At 69.4% G+C, this 19,944-nt stretch carries 15 protein-coding genes and 1 tRNA gene; 6 read left to right on the top strand and 10 right to left on the bottom strand.

What is annotated here, in order from left to right; all coding sequences use genetic code 11:
• Nucleotides 1–7: 7 nt before the first annotated feature.
• From ASC59_RS04005 to ASC59_RS03985, 5 genes are all read right to left on the bottom strand, one after another.
• Nucleotides 8–1,000, bottom strand: a complete 993-nt coding sequence (locus tag ASC59_RS04005) for a helix-turn-helix transcriptional regulator (protein WP_055818557.1) — start codon at nucleotides 998–1,000, stop codon at nucleotides 8–10.
• Entirely contained in the window at nucleotides 993–2,024 is a 1,032-nt protein-coding gene (locus ASC59_RS04000) for a helix-turn-helix transcriptional regulator (protein ID WP_235492567.1), read from the bottom strand. Before ASC59_RS04000 ends, ASC59_RS04005 begins: the two co-directional genes overlap by 8 nt.
• A 91-nt stretch (nucleotides 2,025–2,115) precedes the next feature.
• Nucleotides 2,116–3,090: an FKBP-type peptidyl-prolyl cis-trans isomerase gene (locus ASC59_RS03995; protein WP_055818554.1), complete on the bottom strand. Its 975-nt coding sequence runs from the start codon at nucleotides 3,088–3,090 to the stop codon at nucleotides 2,116–2,118.
• A gap of 90 nt (nucleotides 3,091–3,180) precedes the next feature.
• Nucleotides 3,181–4,185, bottom strand: a complete 1,005-nt coding sequence (locus ASC59_RS03990) for a tRNA (adenine-N1)-methyltransferase (protein ID WP_055818552.1) — start codon at nucleotides 4,183–4,185, stop codon at nucleotides 3,181–3,183.
• A complete protein-coding gene (locus ASC59_RS03985; protein WP_082513383.1) occupies nucleotides 4,182–4,922 on the bottom strand; it encodes an HAD family hydrolase in 741 nt (246 codons plus the stop codon). Before ASC59_RS03985 ends, ASC59_RS03990 begins: the two co-directional genes overlap by 4 nt.
• Before the next feature lie 79 nt (nucleotides 4,923–5,001).
• On the opposite strand from ASC59_RS03985, the gene ASC59_RS03980 reads away from it, so the two are divergent.
• Entirely contained in the window at nucleotides 5,002–5,925 is a 924-nt protein-coding gene (locus tag ASC59_RS03980; RefSeq protein WP_055818550.1) for a proteasome assembly chaperone family protein, read from the top strand.
• 139 nt (nucleotides 5,926–6,064) lie between these two features.
• Here ASC59_RS03980 and ASC59_RS03975 read toward each other — a convergent pair whose 3' ends face one another.
• Both ASC59_RS03975 and ASC59_RS03970 read right to left on the bottom strand, forming a co-directional pair.
• Nucleotides 6,065–6,919: an undecaprenyl-diphosphate phosphatase gene (locus tag ASC59_RS03975; RefSeq protein ID WP_055818548.1), complete on the bottom strand. Its 855-nt coding sequence runs from the start codon at nucleotides 6,917–6,919 to the stop codon at nucleotides 6,065–6,067.
• A gap of 16 nt (nucleotides 6,920–6,935) precedes the next feature.
• A complete protein-coding gene (locus ASC59_RS03970) occupies nucleotides 6,936–8,273 on the bottom strand; it encodes a M20/M25/M40 family metallo-hydrolase (protein WP_055822802.1) in 1,338 nt (445 codons plus the stop codon).
• Between the two features lie 123 nt (nucleotides 8,274–8,396).
• On the opposite strand from ASC59_RS03970, the gene ASC59_RS03965 reads away from it, so the two are divergent.
• Nucleotides 8,397–8,481: transfer RNA gene (locus ASC59_RS03965), tRNA-Leu, on the top strand.
• 129 nt (nucleotides 8,482–8,610) lie between these two features.
• Here the strand turns inward: ASC59_RS03965 and ASC59_RS03960 are convergent.
• The 3 genes from ASC59_RS03960 to ASC59_RS03950 form a co-directional block, all read right to left on the bottom strand.
• A complete protein-coding gene (locus tag ASC59_RS03960; RefSeq protein WP_055818546.1) occupies nucleotides 8,611–9,327 on the bottom strand; it encodes an SOS response-associated peptidase in 717 nt (238 codons plus the stop codon).
• A gap of 181 nt (nucleotides 9,328–9,508) precedes the next feature.
• Nucleotides 9,509–11,296, bottom strand: coding sequence for a glycoside hydrolase family 15 protein (locus ASC59_RS03955; RefSeq protein ID WP_055818544.1), 1,788 nt, complete (start codon nucleotides 11,294–11,296; stop codon nucleotides 9,509–9,511).
• A 61-nt stretch (nucleotides 11,297–11,357) separates the two neighbouring features.
• The gene (locus ASC59_RS03950) at nucleotides 11,358–13,037 is read right to left on the bottom strand and encodes a peroxidase family protein (RefSeq protein WP_055818542.1); all 1,680 of its coding nucleotides are present in this window, start codon (nucleotides 13,035–13,037) and stop codon (nucleotides 11,358–11,360) included.
• Between the two features lie 263 nt (nucleotides 13,038–13,300).
• Here ASC59_RS03950 and ASC59_RS03945 point away from each other — a divergent pair, with 263 nt between their 5' ends.
• From ASC59_RS03945 to ASC59_RS03930, 4 genes are read left to right on the top strand one after another with little or no spacing between them, the layout of a single operon-like run.
• Nucleotides 13,301–14,053, top strand: coding sequence for a hypothetical protein (locus ASC59_RS03945; RefSeq protein WP_200942315.1), 753 nt, complete (start codon nucleotides 13,301–13,303; stop codon nucleotides 14,051–14,053).
• Complete coding sequence (locus ASC59_RS03940) at nucleotides 14,053–15,681, top strand: DNA polymerase Y family protein (protein WP_082513381.1); 1,629 nt, start codon at nucleotides 14,053–14,055, stop codon at nucleotides 15,679–15,681. The genes ASC59_RS03945 and ASC59_RS03940 overlap by 1 nt, the downstream gene beginning before the upstream one ends.
• Nucleotides 15,681–19,082: an error-prone DNA polymerase gene (locus ASC59_RS03935; protein ID WP_055818540.1), complete on the top strand. Its 3,402-nt coding sequence runs from the start codon at nucleotides 15,681–15,683 to the stop codon at nucleotides 19,080–19,082. The genes ASC59_RS03940 and ASC59_RS03935 overlap by 1 nt, the downstream gene beginning before the upstream one ends.
• 9 nt (nucleotides 19,083–19,091) lie before the next feature.
• Nucleotides 19,092–19,943 carry a DUF3097 domain-containing protein gene (locus ASC59_RS03930; protein ID WP_055818538.1) on the top strand — a complete coding sequence of 284 codons (852 nt, stop codon included), beginning with the start codon at nucleotides 19,092–19,094 and terminating at the stop codon, nucleotides 19,941–19,943.
• The last annotated feature ends 1 nt before the right edge of the window (nucleotide 19,944 follow it).

Below are 19,944 nucleotides of genomic sequence, written 5' to 3'. Positions count from 1 at the left end.
CGTCGGCCTAACGCTCGACGCTGTCGGAGTCGGCGTACTGCTCGGCGCCTGCCGCCGCCCATTCGGCGACGACGCGACGAGCCTCTGGGGGTGAGACGACGGTGATGATGCCCGCGTAGCCGGCGACGATGCGCTTCAGCCCGTGATGGTGCGCGACTCGGAGGGTCGTGCGCACCAGCCCGGGCGCCGAGCCCGGCTCCTGGCCCTCAGGCCTGAAGTCGGTCAACAGCGGCAGGGCGTCGACCGGCACCTCGATCACGACCTCGAGGTCGTCTGGGGAGCCCTGGAAGATCTCGTCGGAGAGCGAGAAGTCGTCGATCGTGCGGGTGGCCGGTTCATCGAGCACCTCGACGGCGTCCATGCGGTCCAGCCTGAAGGTGCGCAGGGCCTCTCGCGCGTGGTCCCACGCGCGCAGGTACCAGTCGCGGTCGATCGACTCGAGGCGCAGCGGGTCGACGACGCGCCGCTCGGCCTCTCCACGCGACGACCGGTAGACGAAGGCGACCCTGCTGCCCGCCGACGCGGCGGAACGCAGCAGGGCACGGGTGGCATCCGGAATCCCCGCCTCGACGCCCATCTCGGCAGGGATCGCGGACGAGCCTCGGGCGAGCTTCGCCAGGAGCACGCCGATCGCATCGCTGTCGGCATTCTCGGGCAGCGCGGAGAGGTACTTGAGTCCGGCGATGAGTGCGGCGGCCTCGCGCGCCGAGAAGCGGGGAGCCTCGTCGATGACGATGTTGCGGGTGAGGATGACGGTGCCCTCTTCGAGAGCGTCGTAGTCGATCTCGAACAGGTCGTTGTCGAGGTAGGCCTTGGACTCGCCGGGGATTCCCGTCATCGGCAGCAGGGCGATCGTGCGCCGGACCAGGTCGGGCGTGACGTCGAAGTGCTCGGCGACCTCCTCGACGGAGACGGCGCCGCGATCCAGCAGGTAGGGAACGACGGACAGCATGAAGAGGGTGCGGTCGGCGCCGAGGAGGGTGCGTCGTCGTTCAGCCACGGTCGGTTCCTCCTTCGTACTGCGCGCCGGCCGGGCCGTGCTGGGCTGCGACCTGGAGCAGGCGCCGGTGCACGGCGGATCGGAGCGCGGGAGGCTCGAGCACGAGGACCTCAGGACCGTATCCCGCGAGTTCGTCGGCCAGGATGTCGAGGTCCGTGAAGTGCAGCACCACACGCGCTCCGTCGTCCTCGATCGATGCGGCACGCCTCCCGAGACGCATGGCCGCATCGGTCTCCGGCCTGATCTCGATCACCGCGCGGTTGCGCATCGACACTTCTGCGAGTTCGGCCTGGGACCGCTCGACGGCGCCGGTCGTGTCGATCTCGGGAGCCGCGACGTCCGGCCGCTGCACGACGGTTGCGACGATGCGCGACAGGAGGAAGGTTCGGGTGGCACCAGCGTCGAGGTCCTGGGCGTAGAGGTGCCAGCGACCCTCGTGCTGGACCAGCGCGAGCGGGAGGACCGTGCGGCGTCGAGGCGCCGACTCCCCCGGCTTGAGGTAGGGGAACGAGACGACCATCTTCGCCGTCTGTGCGGCCTGCAGCGGCGCGAACGCCGCCTCGCGCACCCGGATGCGAGGCGCATAGCCGACGAGCGGCTCGCTGGCCTCGATCCCCCGGGAGCTCAGCTTGAGCAGAGCGCGTCTCGAGTCGTCCGAGAGGGATCCCTCCCGCCAGACCGCAGCAGCCAGCGCGAGCAGCCCGATCTCCTGCGGCGAGAACTCGATGTCGCTCGGGAGGTCGTAGAGGCGCTTCGGGATGAGGTAGCGCAGCGCCGTGTTGTCGCCGGGCCTGTCCGGCGAGTCGATGGTCTCCAAGGGGATGCCGAGCTCGCGCACGGCGTCCTTGTCGCGCTCGAACTTGCGCTCGAGGGCGCTGTTGTCTCCCCCGGCCCTGTAGTCGCGGCTGTAGCCCTGCACCGTCGAGAGGATGTCGGCCTTCGTCAGGCCGTTCTCGCTCGCCATGAGGGCGAGGGTGAGACTGAAGAGCCGCTCTTCGACGGAGGTGGGAGGACTGGCAGGCACGTCTGCGATCTTACTGTTCCGGCTGCGACCCGACAGCGAGACGGGGCCGGATGCTGCTGCATCCGGCCCCGTCGTCGTCTTCCGTCGCCTGCTAGCCGATGCCGAGCACGTCGACCACGAACACGAGCGTGGAGTTCGCGGGGATCGCGTCCTGGGCCGCGTCGCCGTAGCCCTTGTCCGGCGGGATGACCGCGATGAACTGCGAGCCCACGGTCTGGCCGACGAGGGCATCGGCGAAGCCCTCGATCACGCCGCCGTCGACTCCGGATGCCGCGGTGAAGGTCGCGGGGGCGCCGCGCTCCCAGCTGGAGTCGAACACCGTGCTGGGCTTCGTGTCGTCCCAGATGACTCCGGTGTAGTGCACCGTGACGCTGTCGCCCTTGGCGATGGCGTCACCGGTGCCCTTCTTGAGCACGGCGACCTTGAGGTCCTTCGGGGGCGCGTCGGATCCGATCGTGATGCCGGGGGCGCCGTTCTCGGCGAGGACGACGGACGGGAAACCGTTCTGAGGCACCTGCTCGGCGCCGTTCGCCCGGGTCAGGTAGGTCTTGTCGACGTCGATGACGAACACCAGGTTGTCCTTCGGGCCGACGTTGATGCTCGGGTTGCCCGCTTCACCGAACGCGTCCTTCGGGGGCACGACGACCGCGACGCGCGAATCCTCGGTGGCGCACAGCAGGCCCTTGCGCAGACCCTCCTGCACCTGGTCCTTCGCGACGACCAAGGAGAGCGGCGTGGTGTCGTCCGCACCGTACTTCGTCTTCTCGATCAGCTTGCCGTCGGTGCCGTTGTACACGGACATCTCGATGGTCACCTTCTGACCGGCGATGATGCCGGCTCCGGTGCCCGCCGTGATGACGCTGGACTGCGTGCCCTTGGCCTTCAGCGGAGTCGGGAAGTCGACCGTGGGGGCCGATCCGAATTCACCCGTGGCGGTGACGAGCTTCGACGCGTCTCCCGACGGGGCGCCGCCGGTGCAGTCGGCAGCCGCCGGGGTGGATGAGCAGGCGGTCAGTGCGACCGCGATCAGGCCGGCGGCCGTGATGAGCGCGGGAAGCTTGCGCACGGGTCCTCGTTTCGATGCTGGGTTCTGAAGTTTGCGGGGAATGCGGGAACGGATGCGGACACCGGGTGCGATCCCGCCCGAACAGTGATCCTAGTCGGCCTCGAGGTCGCGAGCCTTCGATGCCTCTGCACCGGCTCCGGCCGCCCGAACACGCTTGCGCATGCTCTTGGGGCTGACCGTGCGCTCGCCGAGGGCGCCCGGAGTCCAGAGCTCGACGTCCTCGTCGCTGAAATCGGTCTTCGACGGGCGGCGCTTGAGCTCGGGCAGCACAGTGTCCGGCGCGAGTCGTCGTGCCGTGAGGAGGAATCCCGTGTGGCCGATCATGCGGTGATCGGGACGGACGGCCAGCCCCTCGACATGCCATCCCCGCACCATCGTCTCGCTCGACTGCGGGTTGGTGTACTCGCCGGTGGCACGGATGGCCTCGGCCACACGGGAGAGCTGGGTGACGGTCGCCACGTAGCAGAGCAGGACTCCGCCGGGCTTGAGCGCCTCCGACACGGCGGGGAGGCACTCCCAGGGGGCGAGCATGTCGAGCACGACGCGGTCGGCGCCGTCGGCCTCGACCTGTCGCGGAAGCTCCTCGGCGAGATCGCCCAGGGTGATCGACCAGTTCTCGGGCTCATAGCCGAGGAACGTCACGGCGTTGCCCCGGGCGACGTCGGCGAACTCCTCGCGGCGTTCGAAGGAGGCGAGCCGGCCTGCAGGGCCGATGGCGCGCAGCAGCCACAGTGAGAGGGCGCCGGAGCCGACACCGGCCTCGACCACTGTTGCGCCGGGGAAGATGTCGGCCAGGGCGAGGATCTGCGCCGCATCCTTGGGGTAGATGATCGCGGCGCCTCGGGGCATCGACATGACGAAGTCGGCCAGAAGAGGGCGGAGCGCCAGGTGCTCGACGCCGGCATTGTTGGTGACGACGGAGGCGTCGGGGAGTCCGATGATGTCGTCGTGCGGCAGGATGCCCCGGTGCGAGTGGAAGTCCTTGCCGGACTCGAGCGTGATGGTGTTCATCTTGCCCTTGGGCCCCGTGAGCTGCACGCGGTCGCCGACCCGGAACGGTCCGCTGTTGGCCGGACGGTGGTCTTCTGCGGTCATCGGGCGATGCCTTCCGCTGGTGCGGCGTCGCGATGGACACCGGGGTGGGCACTGCCGTCGAGGAGGTGCTCGTCGACGCTGCGTTCGTGAACGGCGAAGAGATCGGCGATGGTGCGTCCCTCCAGCGTCGGCCAGAGCACGTCGGCGGCCGATGCGGCCAGCGGCACCATGTGCGGAACGCCGACGGTGGTGCATCCGGCAGCGCGGGCCGAGGCGAGACCCGGCACCGAATCCTCGATCGCCAGGCAGTCGGATGCGGCGACCCCGAGCTGCTCGGCAGCGGTGAGGTAGGCGTCGGGGAACGGCTTGGGGTTCTCGACGGTGTCGCCGGTGACGACGACGTCGAAGGCCGGGAAGCCGATGAGGGAGGCGACCTGCTCGGCCATCCGCTTCACCGACATCGTGACGAGCGCCGTCTTCACCCCGTTCTCCCGGAGGGCTGCGAGCAGCTCGCGGGCGCCGGGACGCCAGGGCACCCCCTCGGTCTCCAGCTGCTGCTGCACGCTGTTCGTGAGGTAGTCGACGATGGCGTCGGCGTCGAGATCGGCGCCGGCGGCCTGGAAGATGCTCGCCGACTCCCAGAGCCCGAGGCCCACGACGCCGAGGGCGTCCTCGTGGGTCCAGACACCGCCGAACGATTCGATGAGCTCGGTCTCGGCACGCATCCAGTACGGTTCGGTATCGACGAGAGTGCCGTCCATATCCCAGAGGACGGCTGCCGGAGTGTCTGTGGTCACAACGGTCAAGTCTACTTTGCGCGTCCTATCCTTGAGGTCAGGGCCGAACGGGCCCAGGACGGAATCGAGGTCGCCCCCGGTGGCAGAACGCAACGGCATCCTGAACGGTCGCATCCTGGTCGTCGCCTTCGAAGGCTGGAACGACGCCGGCGAAGCGGCATCCGGAGCAGTGCGCTCCCTCAAGGAGGAGCTCGAGCTGGTCGAGCTCTTCACCGTCGACCCCGAGCTCTACTTCGACTATCAGTTCAACCGCCCGATGGTCGCGACGGATGAGGACGGCCAGCGCACTCTCACCTGGCCGAGTGCCGACCTGTACGGTCCGGCCAGGCCCGAGGCCGAGGTGGCATCGTTGGCGGAGGATGCCGACCTGCAGGTGAGTGGCGCGAACACGGGGAACATCTACCTGTTGCTCGGCACCGAGCCGTCGCGCAGTTGGAAGAGCTTCGCGGCCGAAGTGATCGATGCGGCGCTCGCCGCCGACATCGGGGGCATCGTGTTCCTCGGCGCCATGCTCGCCGACGTTCCGCACACCCGCCCGATCTCGCTCATGTCGGCCAGCGACAACGCCGACATGCGCGCCGCCCTGCATCTGGAGCGCTCGACGTACGAGGGCCCCGTCGGAATCCTGAGCGTGCTGGCGGATGCCGCCGAGAAGGTCGACATCCCGACCCTGACGATCTGGGCGTCGGTGCCCCACTACGTGCACAACGCGCCGTCGCCGAAGGCCATGCTCGCCCTCATCGACAGGCTCGAGGAGGTCATCGACGTGAGCATCCCCCGCGGCGACCTGGTGAGCGAGGCTGCGGCGTGGGAGGCCGGCATCGACGCCCTCGCCGCCGATGACGAGGACATGGCCGCCTACATCGTGCAGCTCGAGCAGGCGCGCGACACCGTCGACTCCCCCGAGGCGAGCGGCGAGGCCATCGCGCAGGAGTTCGAGAAGTACCTGCGCAAGCGCGGCGACCGTCCCGACGGGCGCAACGACGACCCGCGGCGGCACTGAGTCGATCCGCCCGCTGAGGCCCGGACGGAGTCCGCGGCCGTAGCGCGCTTCGGGCGATCGCTGCGCTCGGCCCTCTGCGAGCGAGTAGGCGGTCGCTTCGCTCGGCCCACTGCTAGCGGGGCGAGCGAGCAGCAGAGCCCTACGGAACCAGCACGCCCGTCGCGAGCATGATCATCAGGGCGACGCCGAGCACCAGGCGGTAGATCACGAACGGCAGGAAGCTGCGACGTGAGATGTAGCTCATGAAGAAGGCGATCACGACCAGGCCCACGGCGAAGGCGACGACGGTTGCTGCGAGGGTCTCGAACGGCCCGAAGACCTCGGGCGTGCAGTTCGTCGCGGCTTCGAGGCAGGGGTCGGCGACCGACTTGTACACCTGGTAGAAGCCACTGCCGAGAACGGCCGGGATCGCCAGCAGGAAGGCGTAGCGAGCAGCCGCCTTGCGTTCGTAGCCGAGGAAGAGCCCCATCGTGATGGTGCCGCCGGAGCGCGAGACTCCGGGGATGAGGGCCAGCGCCTGTGCGAACCCGTACAGGATTCCGTGCGGGTAGGTCAGGTCCTTGAGGCGCCGGCGCTTGGCTCCGACGGCATCCGCGATCCCGAGGAGGATGCCGAAGACGATGAGCATGATCGCCGTGATCCAGAGGTTGCGCAGCACCGTCTCGATCTGGTCCTGGAACAGCAGGCCGAGAACGACGATGGGGATCGATCCGATGATGATCAGCCAGCCCATGCGGGCGTCGGGGTCGTTGCGGGGGGCCTTGCCGACCAGTGACTTCGCCCACTGCGCGATGATGCGCACGATGTCGCGCCAGAAGAAGATGATGACGGCGAGCTCGGTGCCGATCTGCGTGATGGCCGTGAACCGGGCTCCGGGGTCAGCGCCGGTTCCGAGGAACTGGCCGACGATCAGCAGGTGTGCACTCGAGGAGATCGGGAGGAATTCCGTCAATCCCTGGACGAGGCCGAGGATGATCGCGTTGATGAGATCCAATGGGCTGCTCTCTGGTTCAGTAGCTCAACAGAAGGTCGCGGAGAACCGCTCTACCGAAGACTAATGCGTCGAGCGGCACGCGCTCGTCGACGCCGTGGAACATGGCCGGGAAGTCGAGCTCGGCCGGAAGCCGAAGCGGAGCGAATCCGTAGCCGCGGATGCCGAGCTTCGACAGCGCCTTGTTGTCGGTGCCGCCGGAGAGCAGGTACGGCAGCACGACGGCCTCCGGATCGTGCTCCGCGATCAGGGCGGCCACCTTCTCGACGAGTGCTCCGCTGAACGGATTCTCCAGCCCGACGTCGCGGTGCGTGACCACGATCTCGATGTCGTCTCCGATGATCTCGCGGATCGTCGCGAGCACCTCGTCCTCGTCACCGGGAAGGGTGCGGATGTCGATCGCGGCCTCTGCCCTGTCGGGAATGACGTTGTGCTTGTAGCCGGCGGCGAGCATGGTCGGGTTCGAGGTCGTGCGGAGAGTCGCCTGGATGAAGCCGGACGCCGATCCCGTGGCCAGTGCCAGACCGTCAGGGCCGAGGTCGGTCGGTTCGACCTCGAGGATGCGGGCGACTTCGGCGAGCAGCTGCTCGGTCGTGTCGGTGAGGCGGATGGGCCACTCCCTGCGTCCGATGGCGGCGACGGCCTCGGCGAGCCGCGTGACGGCGTTCTGCGCCACCAGCCGCGAGCCGTGCGCCGCCGGGCCGCGGGCGATGAGCTTGATCCACATCAGCGCCTTCTCACCGGTCTGCAGCAGGTAGGCGCGCTGGTCACCGACCATGGTCGAATATCCGCCGACCTCGCTGATGGCCTCACCGGCGCCGTCGAACAGCTCGGGATGATTGTCGACGAGCCAGTGCGCTCCGTAGACGCCGCCGTTCTCCTCATCGGCGAAGAAGGCGACGATGGTGTCGCGCTCCGGCATCCGCCCTGCCGACAGGATGTCGTCGAGGGCTCCCAGGATCATGGCGTCCATGTCCTTCATGTCGACGGCGCCGCGGCCCCACAGCATGCCGTCCTTGATGACGCCGCCGAAGGGGTCGACGCTCCAGTTCTCAGGGTCGGCTGGCACGACGTCGAGATGGCCGTGCAGCACCAGCGCAGGCTTCGTGCGATCCCGTCCGTCGACGCGCGCGATCACGCTGGCGCGACCGGGGGCGGATTCGAAGGTGACGGGATTCAGGCCCAGGCGCTCGAGGTGGGCTGCGACGTAAGCCGCGGCCTCCGCCTCCCCGTTGGATCGGCCCTCTCCGTAGTTCGTGGTGTCGAAGCGGATGAGGTCGCGCGCGATGGCCGCCGTGCTCTCGAGCTCCTCGGGCGTGTCGTCGTCCGAGCGCTGTGCGGAGGATGTTTCAGGCATGCCGGTCACGTTACCGTGCCCATTCGTCGTGGCCATCAGGTGCCCGGCGCGTGTAAAACCACCCTCTCGAAACGTGCTAATGTCTTACCTCGGGCCGGGGAAACCATGGCTCGCAAACAACACGCGCGGATGGCGGAATTGGTAGACGCGCTAGCTTGAGGTGCTAGTGCCCGTATAGGGCGTGGGGGTTCAAGTCCCCCTTCGCGCACACTGTGTTGAGACAGTGAAGGCCCCGGTCGATGACCGGGGCCTTCGTCGTTTCCGCGGCCGTCTCTCGTCGGCGATCTCTGCGGCTGCAGGTTCGCCGCGCCGCCCTGAGCGGGTCAGGACCGGCGACTCACAGCGAGCCGACGGGGATCATGGCCGGCTCGATCAGACTCGGGCCGTTCTCCCGCACCGGAGCGACCTCGTGGAACTCGAGCGTCGCCGCGGTGGGTCGTGCGGCCTCGACAGCCGCGTCGACGAACTCCTGGTCGGCCTCCTCGTCGGGGTCGAGCCAGGTGTCCCACATCCAGTCGGGAAGCGCGACCGGCGTGCGCGGATGCAGGGCATCCAGCGGCGCGACGGCGTCCATCGTGAGGATGGTGGCAGACAGCACCCACCGCGACGGATCGGACTCCGCCTTCGACGGGTCGCGCCACCATGAATACAGTCCCGCGAATGCCATGCGCTCCCCCTCGGGCGGATGCACGAAGTACGGCGTCTTGGCTTCTCCGACGGTGTGCCACTCGTAATAGCCGTCGGTGGGGATGAGCGCTCGCCTCGTGGCGACGGATGCCGCGAAGCTCGGCTTCTCGGCAACGTCTTCCGAACGGGCATTGAACGTCGGGTACGGCGAGGTCAGCTCTTTCGCGAACGACGGCACCAGCGACCAGCGGGCGGACTCGAGCCGGCGCACGGCCGGGCCGCCCTTGGTCGACTCGAGCACGATCGGGATCTGGTCGGTCGGGCGGATGTTCCAGTTGGGACCCGGCAGGTTCTCGCCGACGATCTCGATGTCGAACAGGGCCACGAGATCGGGCTGGGTGTCGGAGATGACGAAGCGACCGCACATGGCCTCAGGCTACCCGCGGGCGGCGACACGTTCCGCGCGACCCGCGCTCGGGCCGGCATCCGTGCGGTGGGGAGGAATCAGTGCTGTCGGGAGGCCTCCCGATTGGTTGGGAGGCCTCCCGACAGCACGATGTCCTCCGGAGCGGCCTCGTGACGGCGACGGGCCGCACTCAGGGCCGCGACTACAGTCGCTCTTCAGCTCGCCCGATCGCATCCGCGGCCCGCACGAGGGCGAGGTGGGAGAGAGCCTGAGGCGTGTTGCCCCAGTGGTGCCCGGTGAGCGGGTCGACCTCCTCGGCGAACAGGCCGACGTCGTTGCTCAGCCCCACGAGCCGGTCCATGAGTGCGAGGGCGTCGCCGAGACGACCCGACTCGGCGTACTGGTGCGCGAGCCAGAACGAACAGGCCAGGAACGGGTTCTCCCCCGGCGGCAGGCCGTCGACGCCGGTCTCGGTGCGGTAGCGCTGCACGAGACCGTGATGGAGCAGGTCGGATTCCACTGCGGCGACGGTGGCCAGCATCCGCGGGTCGTCTGCAGCGCAGAAGCCCACCTGCGGGAGGAGCAGCAGCGACGCATCGACCTCGGTGGATCCGTAGTGCTGCACGAAACATCCGCGGTCGGGGTCGACTCCCTTCTCGTCGATCTCGGCGCGCAGGGTGTCGCGGAGAGACCGCCAGACGTCGACGGGGCCCTCGGCACCGAACTGCTCGACGGCGGCGACACCGCGATCGAACGCGGCCCAGAGCATGACCCGGGAGTGGGTGAAGAAGCGAGGTTCGTCCCGGATCTCCCAGATGCCCTGGTCGGGTCGTTGCCAGTTCTGCTCGAGGAAGCCCAGCAGTGCCCGTTGCAGCGGCCAGGCGTTCTCGAGGTCGCCGTGTCCGGCCAGTCGCGCGACGTGCAGGGCGATCATGACCTCGCCGATGACGTCGGCCTGGTACTGGTCGACGGCGCCGTTCCCCACCCGCACGGGGAGCGACCCGGCGTGGCCGGGAAAACTGTCGAGCTCGCGCTCGGGGAGGAATCTCTCCCCGGCGAGCCCGTACATGATCTGCACGTCGCCAGGATCACCGGCGATGGCGCGCAGCAGCCAGGCCCGCCAATGGGCGAGCTCCTCGTGGTAACCGTGATCGCTGAGGGCCTGCAGGGTGAGGGAGGCGTCCCGCAGCCAGACGTAGCGATAGTCCCAGTTGCGCGGCCCTCCCGGCTGCTCGGGCAGCGAGGTCGTCACGGCCGCGACGATGCCGCCTGTTCCCTCGTGCGTGAGGGCTCTCAGCACGAGCAGCGAGCGCTCCACGGCGTCACGGTAGGGGCCACGGTGCTCCCAGCGGCTCGCCCAGTCCACCCACCAGGCACGCGTGTCGGCGACAGCAGCGGCATGGTCGAGTCGCTCGGGGGTGTTGCGGTGCGACGGGTACCAGGTCAAGGAGATCGGCACCTGCTCCCCCGCCGCGACGACGAAGGTCGCTCGATGGGCGGTGTCGACAGCCTCCAGCCGAGGCCGCCCTCGCACGATGACGGCGTCGGGGCCGGCGATCGCGAGGAGTGCCTGCCCGGCATCGCCGTCGACCCGACGCACCCAGGGAAGAGCCGTCGAGTACCCGAACCGGATGCGCAACTCCATTCCCATCTCGACCGAGCCCGAGATGCCGCGCACCTCGCGCAGTACATCGATGCGGCCGGTACCGCGCGCGATCAGGTCGATGACCTCCACCTCGCCCGTCGAGGTCGTCCAGGTGGTCACGAGGATGAAGGTGTCGCCGTCGTAGGCGCGGGTGACGGTGGCGGCGGCATCCGTCGGCCGCAGCGACCACGCTCCGTTGTCCTCGGTTCCGAGGAGAGCTCCGAAGGTGGACGGCGAGTCGTAGCGCGGCAGGCAGAGCCAGTCGATGCTCCCCTCCGAACTCACGAGGGCTGCTGTGCGGCAGTTGCTGAGGAGCGCGTAGTCCTCGATGGGTCGGCTGGCCATGGGCACAGGATAGGGGCACCGGCTGCGAACAGCACGGTGCCCCTCTGGTGGTGGAGCGCGACTAGCCCTCGTCGGCGAATGCGAGCAGGTCGCCGACGGTGGCGAGCCTGCGCCCATGCACCTCCGGCTGCCAGTTGGGGCTCTGAGTGAGGTAGGAGGCGCCATCGGCAGCGATCATGCCGATCAGGGTCTCGGCGACGATGCGTCCGCCGACGGGTCCGAGGTGCATGGTCGCCGAGGCATCGCCGGCGGCCGTCCAGATCTCCTGAGACTCGGCGAGGACGTAGTACCAGAGCGGCGCGTTGTTCGCGAAGCTCTCGTGCACCTCGGTGATCGGCTTCCGCTCCTCGCCTTCGGCGGCCTTGCCGACCCACAGACGCTCATCGGGGATGCGCGCGATGCCCATGGCGTCGGCGATGGCCTGACCGCTCGGCAGCTCCAGTGCCATGCCGCGCAGCAGGTTGCGCACGGCGAGGTTGGCCGGGTCGCGCGTCGGACGCGCAGGAGCGGCCTGCAGGTGATCGATGGTGAGAGGCGGTTCGTCGACGCCGGCTCTGGAGAACTCCGGAAGGAATCCCAGCGGATTCACCAGAGAGGTGTCGAACTTGTAGGAGGGCTGCACCCGCTTCTTGCCGCCGACGGGGAGCTGCCCGGTGCGGTCGAAGTACAGGCTCCAGTCGATCGCCCAAGGCGACGGGAAGGTGTCGAACCCGTTGAGCCCTCGGCGCTGCACGCCGGCGAAGATGAAGAAGCGACCGTCGAGCCCACGGCGGCGTTCGTCATCCGTCGCCGCCCTCACGTCGTCTCCCCCGTCGAGGTGGATGTTGAGCCTGTAGATCGGGCGGATCATCGAGTGACCAAACCTGTAGGCGGCGGCCGAGAACTCGATGGGCATGTAGGGCGCCTTGCGGAAGCGGTAGAAGCCGAGTTTCGGCTTCTGGTCCTGGGTCGGCAGTGCCTGCCCTCGACCCGGGAGGATGGCATCGATGAGCTCGGAGCCGCAGATGCGCACCAGGTAGTCGTTGACCACGAGCCACTGGTAGTGCCAGCGCACCTGCTGCTGCACGTCGGCGAAGCTCGCTCCGGGGTACTCGTCGACGAGCTTGTTGTGGAACTGCATCATCGACGCATGCAGCTGGGCGACGATGACGTTCTCGTCGTTGCGCTTGTCGCCTATGAGCGCCCGATGGGCGGCGTCCGGGTCCTGGACGTCGATGTAGCGCGGCAGGTCGCGGCGGGGGCTCGGCACCCCGAGCTCGGTCAGCACGCGTCCGAGGCGGAACTTCTTGCCGTCGAACAGGTAGGGCTGGTCGTCCGGCCCGCGCCCGTACATCGAGTCGAGGTCGAGACGCGGGGTGCGGAAGTCGACGAGGGCGTCGGGATCGTTGATCTTCTGCATCACGGATGCCGGATCGAAGGTGATGTCGTGATCGACGAACTGACCGAAGTAGGTGTAGCCGGACGGCAGGCCCGGGTTCTCCTCGGGGTCCTGCACGATGTCGTCGGTCTCCGGCGCCGCGAACGGCTTGGTCGGGTCGAGCGGATCACGTTCGGGCTCGGCCGTCATGGCCTCACCGAGGCGACGGAGCGCCGTCGCGGGCCAGGCAACGGGTGGAAGCTCGCGGAACATGCGGCCGAAGCGGCCTTCGAAGAGGGAGGAGCGGCGGGTCATGTTGTCGCCGCGCACGCCTCCTCCGTGGCCGCCGGCAGGGTTGGCGGTCGATCTCAGCAGATTGGTCATGACGGGTCCTTCGCGAAGTGGGCGAGCCCGGGGTGCCTCGTCGATGACGGCGCGGTGCGCGAGGGTTCGCGGCAGGGTGTTTTCGGGTGGAGTGCGGCCTGAGGCCTGACGACACGATGGTGCGGTGTCGTGATGCGGCGACCCTACGCTGCGGTCGCCACTCGAGGCATCGGGGCCTTCCCCTGCTGGCGGTCTCGGGGAGTGGATGTCGGTGGGCCGAGATTGACTAGTTCGAAGATGTGTTCGAAACTAGAGAGGTGCTCGTGGCCGCTGCTCCGTACTCCCCCAGTGTCGCCCCCGCCCCTGACATCGAAGGGGCGGAGGATGCACTCTCGCGCGTCCAGGAACTCCAGGCGCGCATCCGGGGCATGCAGGCGACCAAGCTCGAGAGCCCGGCCCTGCCCACCTCAGCGGCCATGGCAGCAGTGCTGCCGAGCGGAGCATTGCGTCAGGGATCGGCGTACTCGGTCGACGGCTCGCTGACCCTGGCGATGGCGCTGCTGGCCGGCCCGTCGGCGAGCGGGGCCTGGTGCGGTGTCGTGGGGGTTCCCGACTTCGGGGCGGAGGCGGCATCCCGGTTCGGGATCGACCTCGAACGACTGGTGCTCGTTCCCGACCCCGGGGAGCACTGGCTCACGGCGACGGCGGCGCTCGTCGACGTGCTCACCGTCGTCGTCCTGCGCCCACCGGCGCGGGCGAGCGACACCGACGTGGCTCGCCTCGGGGCCAGACTGCGGCAGCGGGGCGCCGCCCTCGTCGTCCTCGGGCCGTGGCCGCAGGCCGAGGCGCGCCTGAGCATCAGCAGCAGCTCGTGGACGGGCCTGGGCGATGGGCACGGACACCTCGCTGCCCGGGAGGCCACTGTCACGGCCATCGGGCGCCTCGGCTACGACAGGCCGCGCAGCGTGCGGCTCTGGCTGCCCGATGGTCACCAGCAGTTCGGCACCGTCGAGTCGCCGGATGCCGCTCAGCTGCGCCGCGACGGCTCTCCGCTGCTGCAGGCGGTGACGGCCTGATGACCTCGGCAACGGTGTCGGAACGTTCCGGTGCTGCGGCATCCGGAACCGCATCCTCCGCCCTCGGTCGCACCATCGTGGTGTGGCTGCCCGACTGGCCCGTGACCGCTGCCATGCGCGCCGGTGGGATCGCCGCCGATGCTCCCGTCGCCCTCATCGAGCACGGACTGGTCTACGCCAGCTCGGCCGCCGCCCGCAGCGACGGTGTGATGCGCGGACTCAAGGTGCGCGAGGCCCAGGCACGCTGCACAGGGCTCACCGTGCTGCCCTACGATCCGCTGCACGACGCCAGGGCGTTCGAGCCCGTGCTCGCCCGCCTCGAGCAGGCGACACCGGGCGTGCAGCTCATCCGCCCGGGCACCGCCGCCATCAGGGCTCGCGGCCCGGCGCGCTACTACGGCGGAGAGGAGCGCACCGGCGCAGCCCTGCTCGCCACGCTCGCCGCTGCCGGACTCGCCGACGCCAGGGTGGGCGTGGCCGACGGCCCGTTCGCTGCGGAACAGGCCGCACGCCACAGCGGCCCGGAGCGGATACGGCTCGTCGACGCCGGCGGCTCGGCGGCCTTCCTGGCCGACTTCCCCGTCGGCATCCTCGTCGACGACAGGCTCGCCGTGCTCCTGCGCCGGCTCGGCGTGCACAGGCTCGGCGACTTCGCCGCACTGCCGGCCGTCGACGTGCAGCGCCGCTTCGGGGCCGTCGGCGCCCACGCCCACGCCATCGCCGGAGGCTACGACGGCCGCGTGGTGGTCGCCCGCACACCGCCGCGCGACTTCGACGCCGTCATCGAGTTCGAACCGGCCCTCGATCGCATCGACCAGGTCACCTTCGGCGTGCGTGCCGCCATCGACACCTTCATCGACACCCTCACCCAGGCGAAGCTGGTCTGCACGGGCGTGCGCATCGAGGTGCGCGCGGAGTCCGGCGAGTTGTCGGAGCGCAGCTGGTTGCACCCGCGCTGGTTCAGCGCCTCCGACGTCGTCGACAGGGTGCGCTGGCAGTTGCAGGGCGGCGGGTCCGTCGACAGCGGCTTGAACTCGGCCATCGCGAGCGTGCGGGTGCGCCCGGAGCGGGTCGACGGCACGGACAATCACGAGGAGGGGCTCTGGGGCTCCGGCCCGGACGAGCGCGTGCACCACGGTCTCACCAGGGTGCAGAGCATGCTCGGCCACGAGGGGGTCGTGACGGCTGTCATCGGGGGCGGCAGGCTGCTGTCAGAACGCCAGATCCTGGTGCCGTGGGGCGACCGCGCACCAGACGACCGCGTGCGGTCGGCCGAACGGCCCTGGCCGGGCAGCCTGCCGGAACTCGCGCCGTCGACGGTGTTCCGCGAGCAGCATCCGGTGAGGGTGCTGACCGAGGCGGGCGAGGCCGTCGACGTCGACGAGCGCGGCATGCTCACCGGCGTCCCCCACGCGTTCTCGGCCACGGCCGGCCCGGGTGAGCAGCGTCGTCCGGGTGAGCTGAAACGAGTCGTGGCGTGGGCGGGTCCCTGGCCTGTCGTCGAGCGGTGGTGGGATGCCGCGGCCAGCCGTCGCGTGCATCGGATGCAGCTCGTCGACGACGCCGGCGACGCCTGGCTCGTGATGCTCGACGGCGGCAGCTGGCAGGCAGAGGCTCGGTACGACTGATGGGCTTCAACAATCCCCCGATCCCGTGGTCGGAACTCGAACGCACCCTCTCCTCCAGCCGTCGGCCCGGCACGCCTGCCGGCGACGGGGGCGACAGTCCGGCGTGGTCGCACAAACGGCAGCCGTACCGGCCGCGTCCGCTCGAGCCGGCCAGTACCGAGCCGATCGTGCCGTACGCCGAGCTGCACGTGCACTCCACCTTCAGCTTCCTCGACGGCGCGAGCCCACCCGAGCAGCTGCTCGAGGAGGCCAAGCGACTGGGGCTCGTCGGCATCGGCATCACCGACCACGACGGCCTCTACGGAGTGGTGCGCCTGGCCGAGACCGCCGAGAGCCACCCCGAGGTCAAGACGATCTTCGGAGCCGAGCTCTCCCTCGACCTCACCATGCCGCAGAACGGCATCGCCGATCCTGAAGGCAGCCACCTGCTGGTGCTGGCCCGCCGCGAGGAGGGCTACCACCGCCTCGCCGGGGCCATCACGACGGCCCAGCTCGCCGGCGCCGAGAAGGGCAGACCGAGCTACGACCTCGAGCAGCTGGCCGGGCAGGCCGACGGCCACTGGCTGGTGCTCACAGGATGCCGCAAGGGCCTGGTGCGCCAGGCCCTGGCCACGAGCGGTCCCGAGGCGGCAGCCGCCGAGCTGGCCAGGCTGGTCGACCTGTTCGGCCACGACAACGTCGCTGTGGAGGTGTTCGACCACGGCCACCCTGAAGACAGCTCGATCAATGACGAGCTCGCTCGGCTGGCGGCATCCGCAGGCCTGCCCGTCGTCGCCACGAATGCCGTGCACTATGCGACACCGTCGGAGCACAGGCTGGCGAGTGCCCTCGCGGCGGTGCGGGCCCGGCGCAGCCTCGACGAGATGGACGGCTGGCTGCCCGCGGCCGACGGCGCGCACCTCCGCAGCGGCGCCGAGATGGCCGTGCGCTTCGCTCGCTTCCCCGGCGCCGTCGAGCGCACGGTGCAGTACGCCGACGAGCTGGCCTTCACCCTGCGGAGCGCCCGGCCGCGGCTGCCGAAGCAGGAGGTTCCCGAAGGCCACACCCCCATGAGCTGGCTGCGCGAGCTGGTCTGGCGCGGCGCCGCCGAGAAGTACCCGGGCATCCCGCCGAGCGTGCGCGAGCGCCTCGAGAAGGAGCTCGACGTGATCGAGCTGAAGGACTTCCCCGGCTACTTCCTCATCGTGCACGACATCGTGCAGGAGGCACGCAGGCTCGGCATCCTCTGCCAGGGGCGCGGGTCGGCCGCGAACTCCGCCGTGTGCTTCACCCTCGACATCACGGCCGTCGACTCGATCTTCTACGGACTGCCGTTCGAGAGGTTCCTCTCGAGCCTGCGCGAGGAGGAGCCCGACATCGACGTCGACTTCGACTCCGACCGGCGCGAGGAGGTCATCCAGTACGTGTACCGCAAGTACGGCAGGCTGAACGCGGCCCAGGTCGCCAACGTGATCAGCTACCGCCCCAAGGCAGCCGTTCGCGACATGGCGAAGGCCCTGGGCTTCAGCGGCGGCCAGCAGGACGCCTGGTCGAAGCAGGTGGAGCGCTGGGGTGCCGAGATCACCAGCGGCGACCATGACATCCCCGACTCCGTGATCGAGCTGGCCGGTCAGGTGCTCACCTTCCCGCGGCACCTCGGCATCCATTCGGGCGGCATGGTGCTCACGGATCGGCCCGTCGGCGAGGTGTGCCCCATCGAACACGCCCGCAAGGAGAACCGCACGGTGCTGCAGTGGGACAAGGACGACTGCGCCTGGATGGGACTCGTCAAGTTCGACCTGCTCGGCCTCGGCATGCTCGCCGCGCTGCAGTACACCTTCGACATCGCCCGCGACGTGATCGGCGAGGAGTGGACGCTGGCGACCATCCCCAAGGAGGAGCCGGCCGTCTACGACATGCTCTGCCGCGCCGACTCCATCGGCGTGTTCCAGGTCGAGAGCCGCGCCCAGATGGGAACGCTCCCCCGGCTGCTGCCGCGCTGCTTCTACGACCTCGTCGTGGAGATCGCGCTCATCCGTCCCGGTCCGGTGCAGGGCGGCGCCGTGCATCCGTACATCCGGCGCCGCACCGGAGAGGAGAAGGTGACCTACCTGCATCCGAAGCTCGAGCCCGTTCTCGAACGCACCCTCGGTGTTCCCCTGTTCCAGGAGCAGCTCATGCAGATGGCGATGGCCGTTGGCGGATGCACGGCTGAGGACGCCGACAGGCTCCGGCGTGCCATGGGTTCGAAGCGCGGCATCGAGAAGATCTCGACGTTGAAGGCAACGCTCTACCAGGGCATGGCCGAGAACGGCATCGACGAGGAGACGGCCGATGTCATCTACGCGAAGATCGAGGCCTTCGCGAACTTCGGGTTCGCCGAGAGCCACTCCATCAGCTTCGGGCTGCTCGTCTACGCCAGCTCCTGGTTCAAGCTGCACTACCCGGCTGCGTTCCTCGCCGCCCTGCTGCGCGCCCAGCCCATGGGTTTCTACTCGCCGCAGACCCTCACGGCCGATGCCAGGAGGCACGGCGTCGAGGTGCGTCGCCCCGACATCCTGCTCTCGGGGGCGAATGCCGTGCTGGAGCCGCTCACTCCGGGAACGGATGCCGGCCCCACCGGCCGCGACTCCTGCATCGCCGCCGCCCAGCCACCCGTCGGAAAGTTCGACCGGAGCGGGCCTGACGAATCGGAGGCGCACCGTCGCGACGGCGCCTTCGCCGTGCGCCTCGGGCTCGCCGAGGTCGGCGGCATCGGCCTGGCCCTGGCCGAGCGCATCGTCACAGAACGCGAGACCTACGGTGCGTATCGGAGCATGGCCGACCTGTCGCGGCGCATCGGCCTGAACACCGAACAGCTCGAGGCCCTGGCCGCCGCCGGGGCGTTCAGCGGGCTGGGACTCGAACGCCGCGAGGCGCTGTGGAGCGCCGGGGACGCCGCCCAGGATCGCGCGAGCTTCCTCGAGGGCTCTGTCGTGGTGCTGCAGCCCCCGCTGCTGCCGATGCTGAGCGAGGTCGAGCAGGTGGTCTACGACCTGTGGTCGACGGGAATCTCCCCCGACGACCATCCCATCAGGCACGTGCGCGATGCGCTCTCTGCGCGGGGCGCTCGTGCCATCGACACCCTGCGCACCGCCGAGTCGGGCCGGCGCATCGAGGTGGGCGGCGTCGTCACCCACCGCCAGCGCCCGGCGACGGCCGGCGGCATCACCTTCATGAACATCGAGGACGAGACCGGCACCCTCAACGTCATCGCCGGAGTCGGCGTCTGGACCCGGTATCGGCGCATCGCCCGCGAGGCTCCGGCCATGATCATCCGCGGCATCCTGGAGCGCAGCGATGAGGGTGTGATCAACCTGGTCGCCGACAAGTTCGAGCCACTCGCCGTCGCGGTGCACGGCCGCTCGCGCGACTTCCGTTAGCGTCGAACGGTGAGTTCAGATCGATACAGCCAGGACGTGCTCGCCGGCGACTGGCGATCAGCAGGGCGCAAGGTGATTCCCCAGCAGGAGGCCGTTCGCGACCTCGTGATCGAGGAGGTGGCGACGGGGTTCTGCGGCGCCATCATCGGGCTCGAGAAGGGCATCGTCACCCTCGAGGACCGCTTCGGCAAGCACCGGCTCTTCCCCCTCGGCCCCGGCTTCCTGCTCGATGGTGCTCCCGTCGTTCTCGTGGCCCCGAAGGCGAAACAGCCGGCCGGCCGGATGCGCACGGCATCCGGATCGTTCGCCGTCGCGAACACCCCGGCGCGCGTGGCACTCCCGAGCCGCATCTTCGTCGAGGGCCGGCACGATGCCGAGCTTGTCGAGAAGGTCTGGGGAGCCGACCTGCGCGTCGAAGGCGTCGTGGTGGAGTACCTCGAGGGTGTGGACGACCTCGACGCGATCGTGCGCGACTTCTCCCCCACCCCCGACCGCCGTATCGGCGTGCTCGTCGATCACCTGGTCCCGGGCTCCAAGGAGAGCCGCATCGCCGAGGCCGTTCAGCGCGGACCGCACGGACGGAACGTGCTCGTGGTGGGGCATCCGTACATCGACATCTGGGCCGCCGTGAAGCCGGCGAGAGTCGGGCTCGAGGCCTGGCCGCAGATTCCGCGTTCCATCGAGTGGAAGCACGGAATCTGCCAGGCACTCGGATGGCCGCACGCGGAGCAGGCCGACATCGCTCGCGCCTGGCAGCGGATCCTGGGGCAGGTGCGCACGTTCGCCGACCTGGAGCCCGCGTTGCTCGGACGGGTCGAGCAGCTCATCGACTTCGTGACGGAGCCGACGTCGGCCGTCTGAA

It is taken from the genome of Leifsonia sp. Root1293 (genome assembly GCF_001425325.1).
Classification (GTDB): Bacteria; Actinomycetota; Actinomycetes; order Actinomycetales; family Microbacteriaceae; genus Orlajensenia.
The sequence above is the reverse complement of the archived record's forward strand: the minus strand, read 5'-3'. Positions and strand labels throughout refer to the sequence as shown.

Bases quoted from the DNA above. Each gene is read 5' to 3' on its own strand.
- ASC59_RS03935 (WP_055818540.1), top strand. From the start codon at position 15,681: ATGGGCTTCAACAATCCCCCGATCCCGTGGTCGGAACTCGAACGCACC.
- ASC59_RS03950 (WP_055818542.1), bottom strand. From the start codon at position 13,037: ATGACCAATCTGCTGAGATCGACCGCCAACCCTGCCGGCGGCCACGGA.
- ASC59_RS03940 (WP_082513381.1), top strand. From the start codon at position 14,053: ATGACCTCGGCAACGGTGTCGGAACGTTCCGGTGCTGCGGCATCCGGA.
- ASC59_RS03970 (WP_055822802.1), bottom strand. From the start codon at position 8,273: ATGCCTGAAACATCCTCCGCACAGCGCTCGGACGACGACACGCCCGAG.
- ASC59_RS03990 (WP_055818552.1), bottom strand. From the start codon at position 4,185: ATGACCGCAGAAGACCACCGTCCGGCCAACAGCGGACCGTTCCGGGTC.
- ASC59_RS03955 (WP_055818544.1), bottom strand. From the start codon at position 11,296: ATGGCCAGCCGACCCATCGAGGACTACGCGCTCCTCAGCAACTGCCGC.
- ASC59_RS03960 (WP_055818546.1), bottom strand. From the start codon at position 9,327: ATGTGCGGTCGCTTCGTCATCTCCGACACCCAGCCCGATCTCGTGGCC.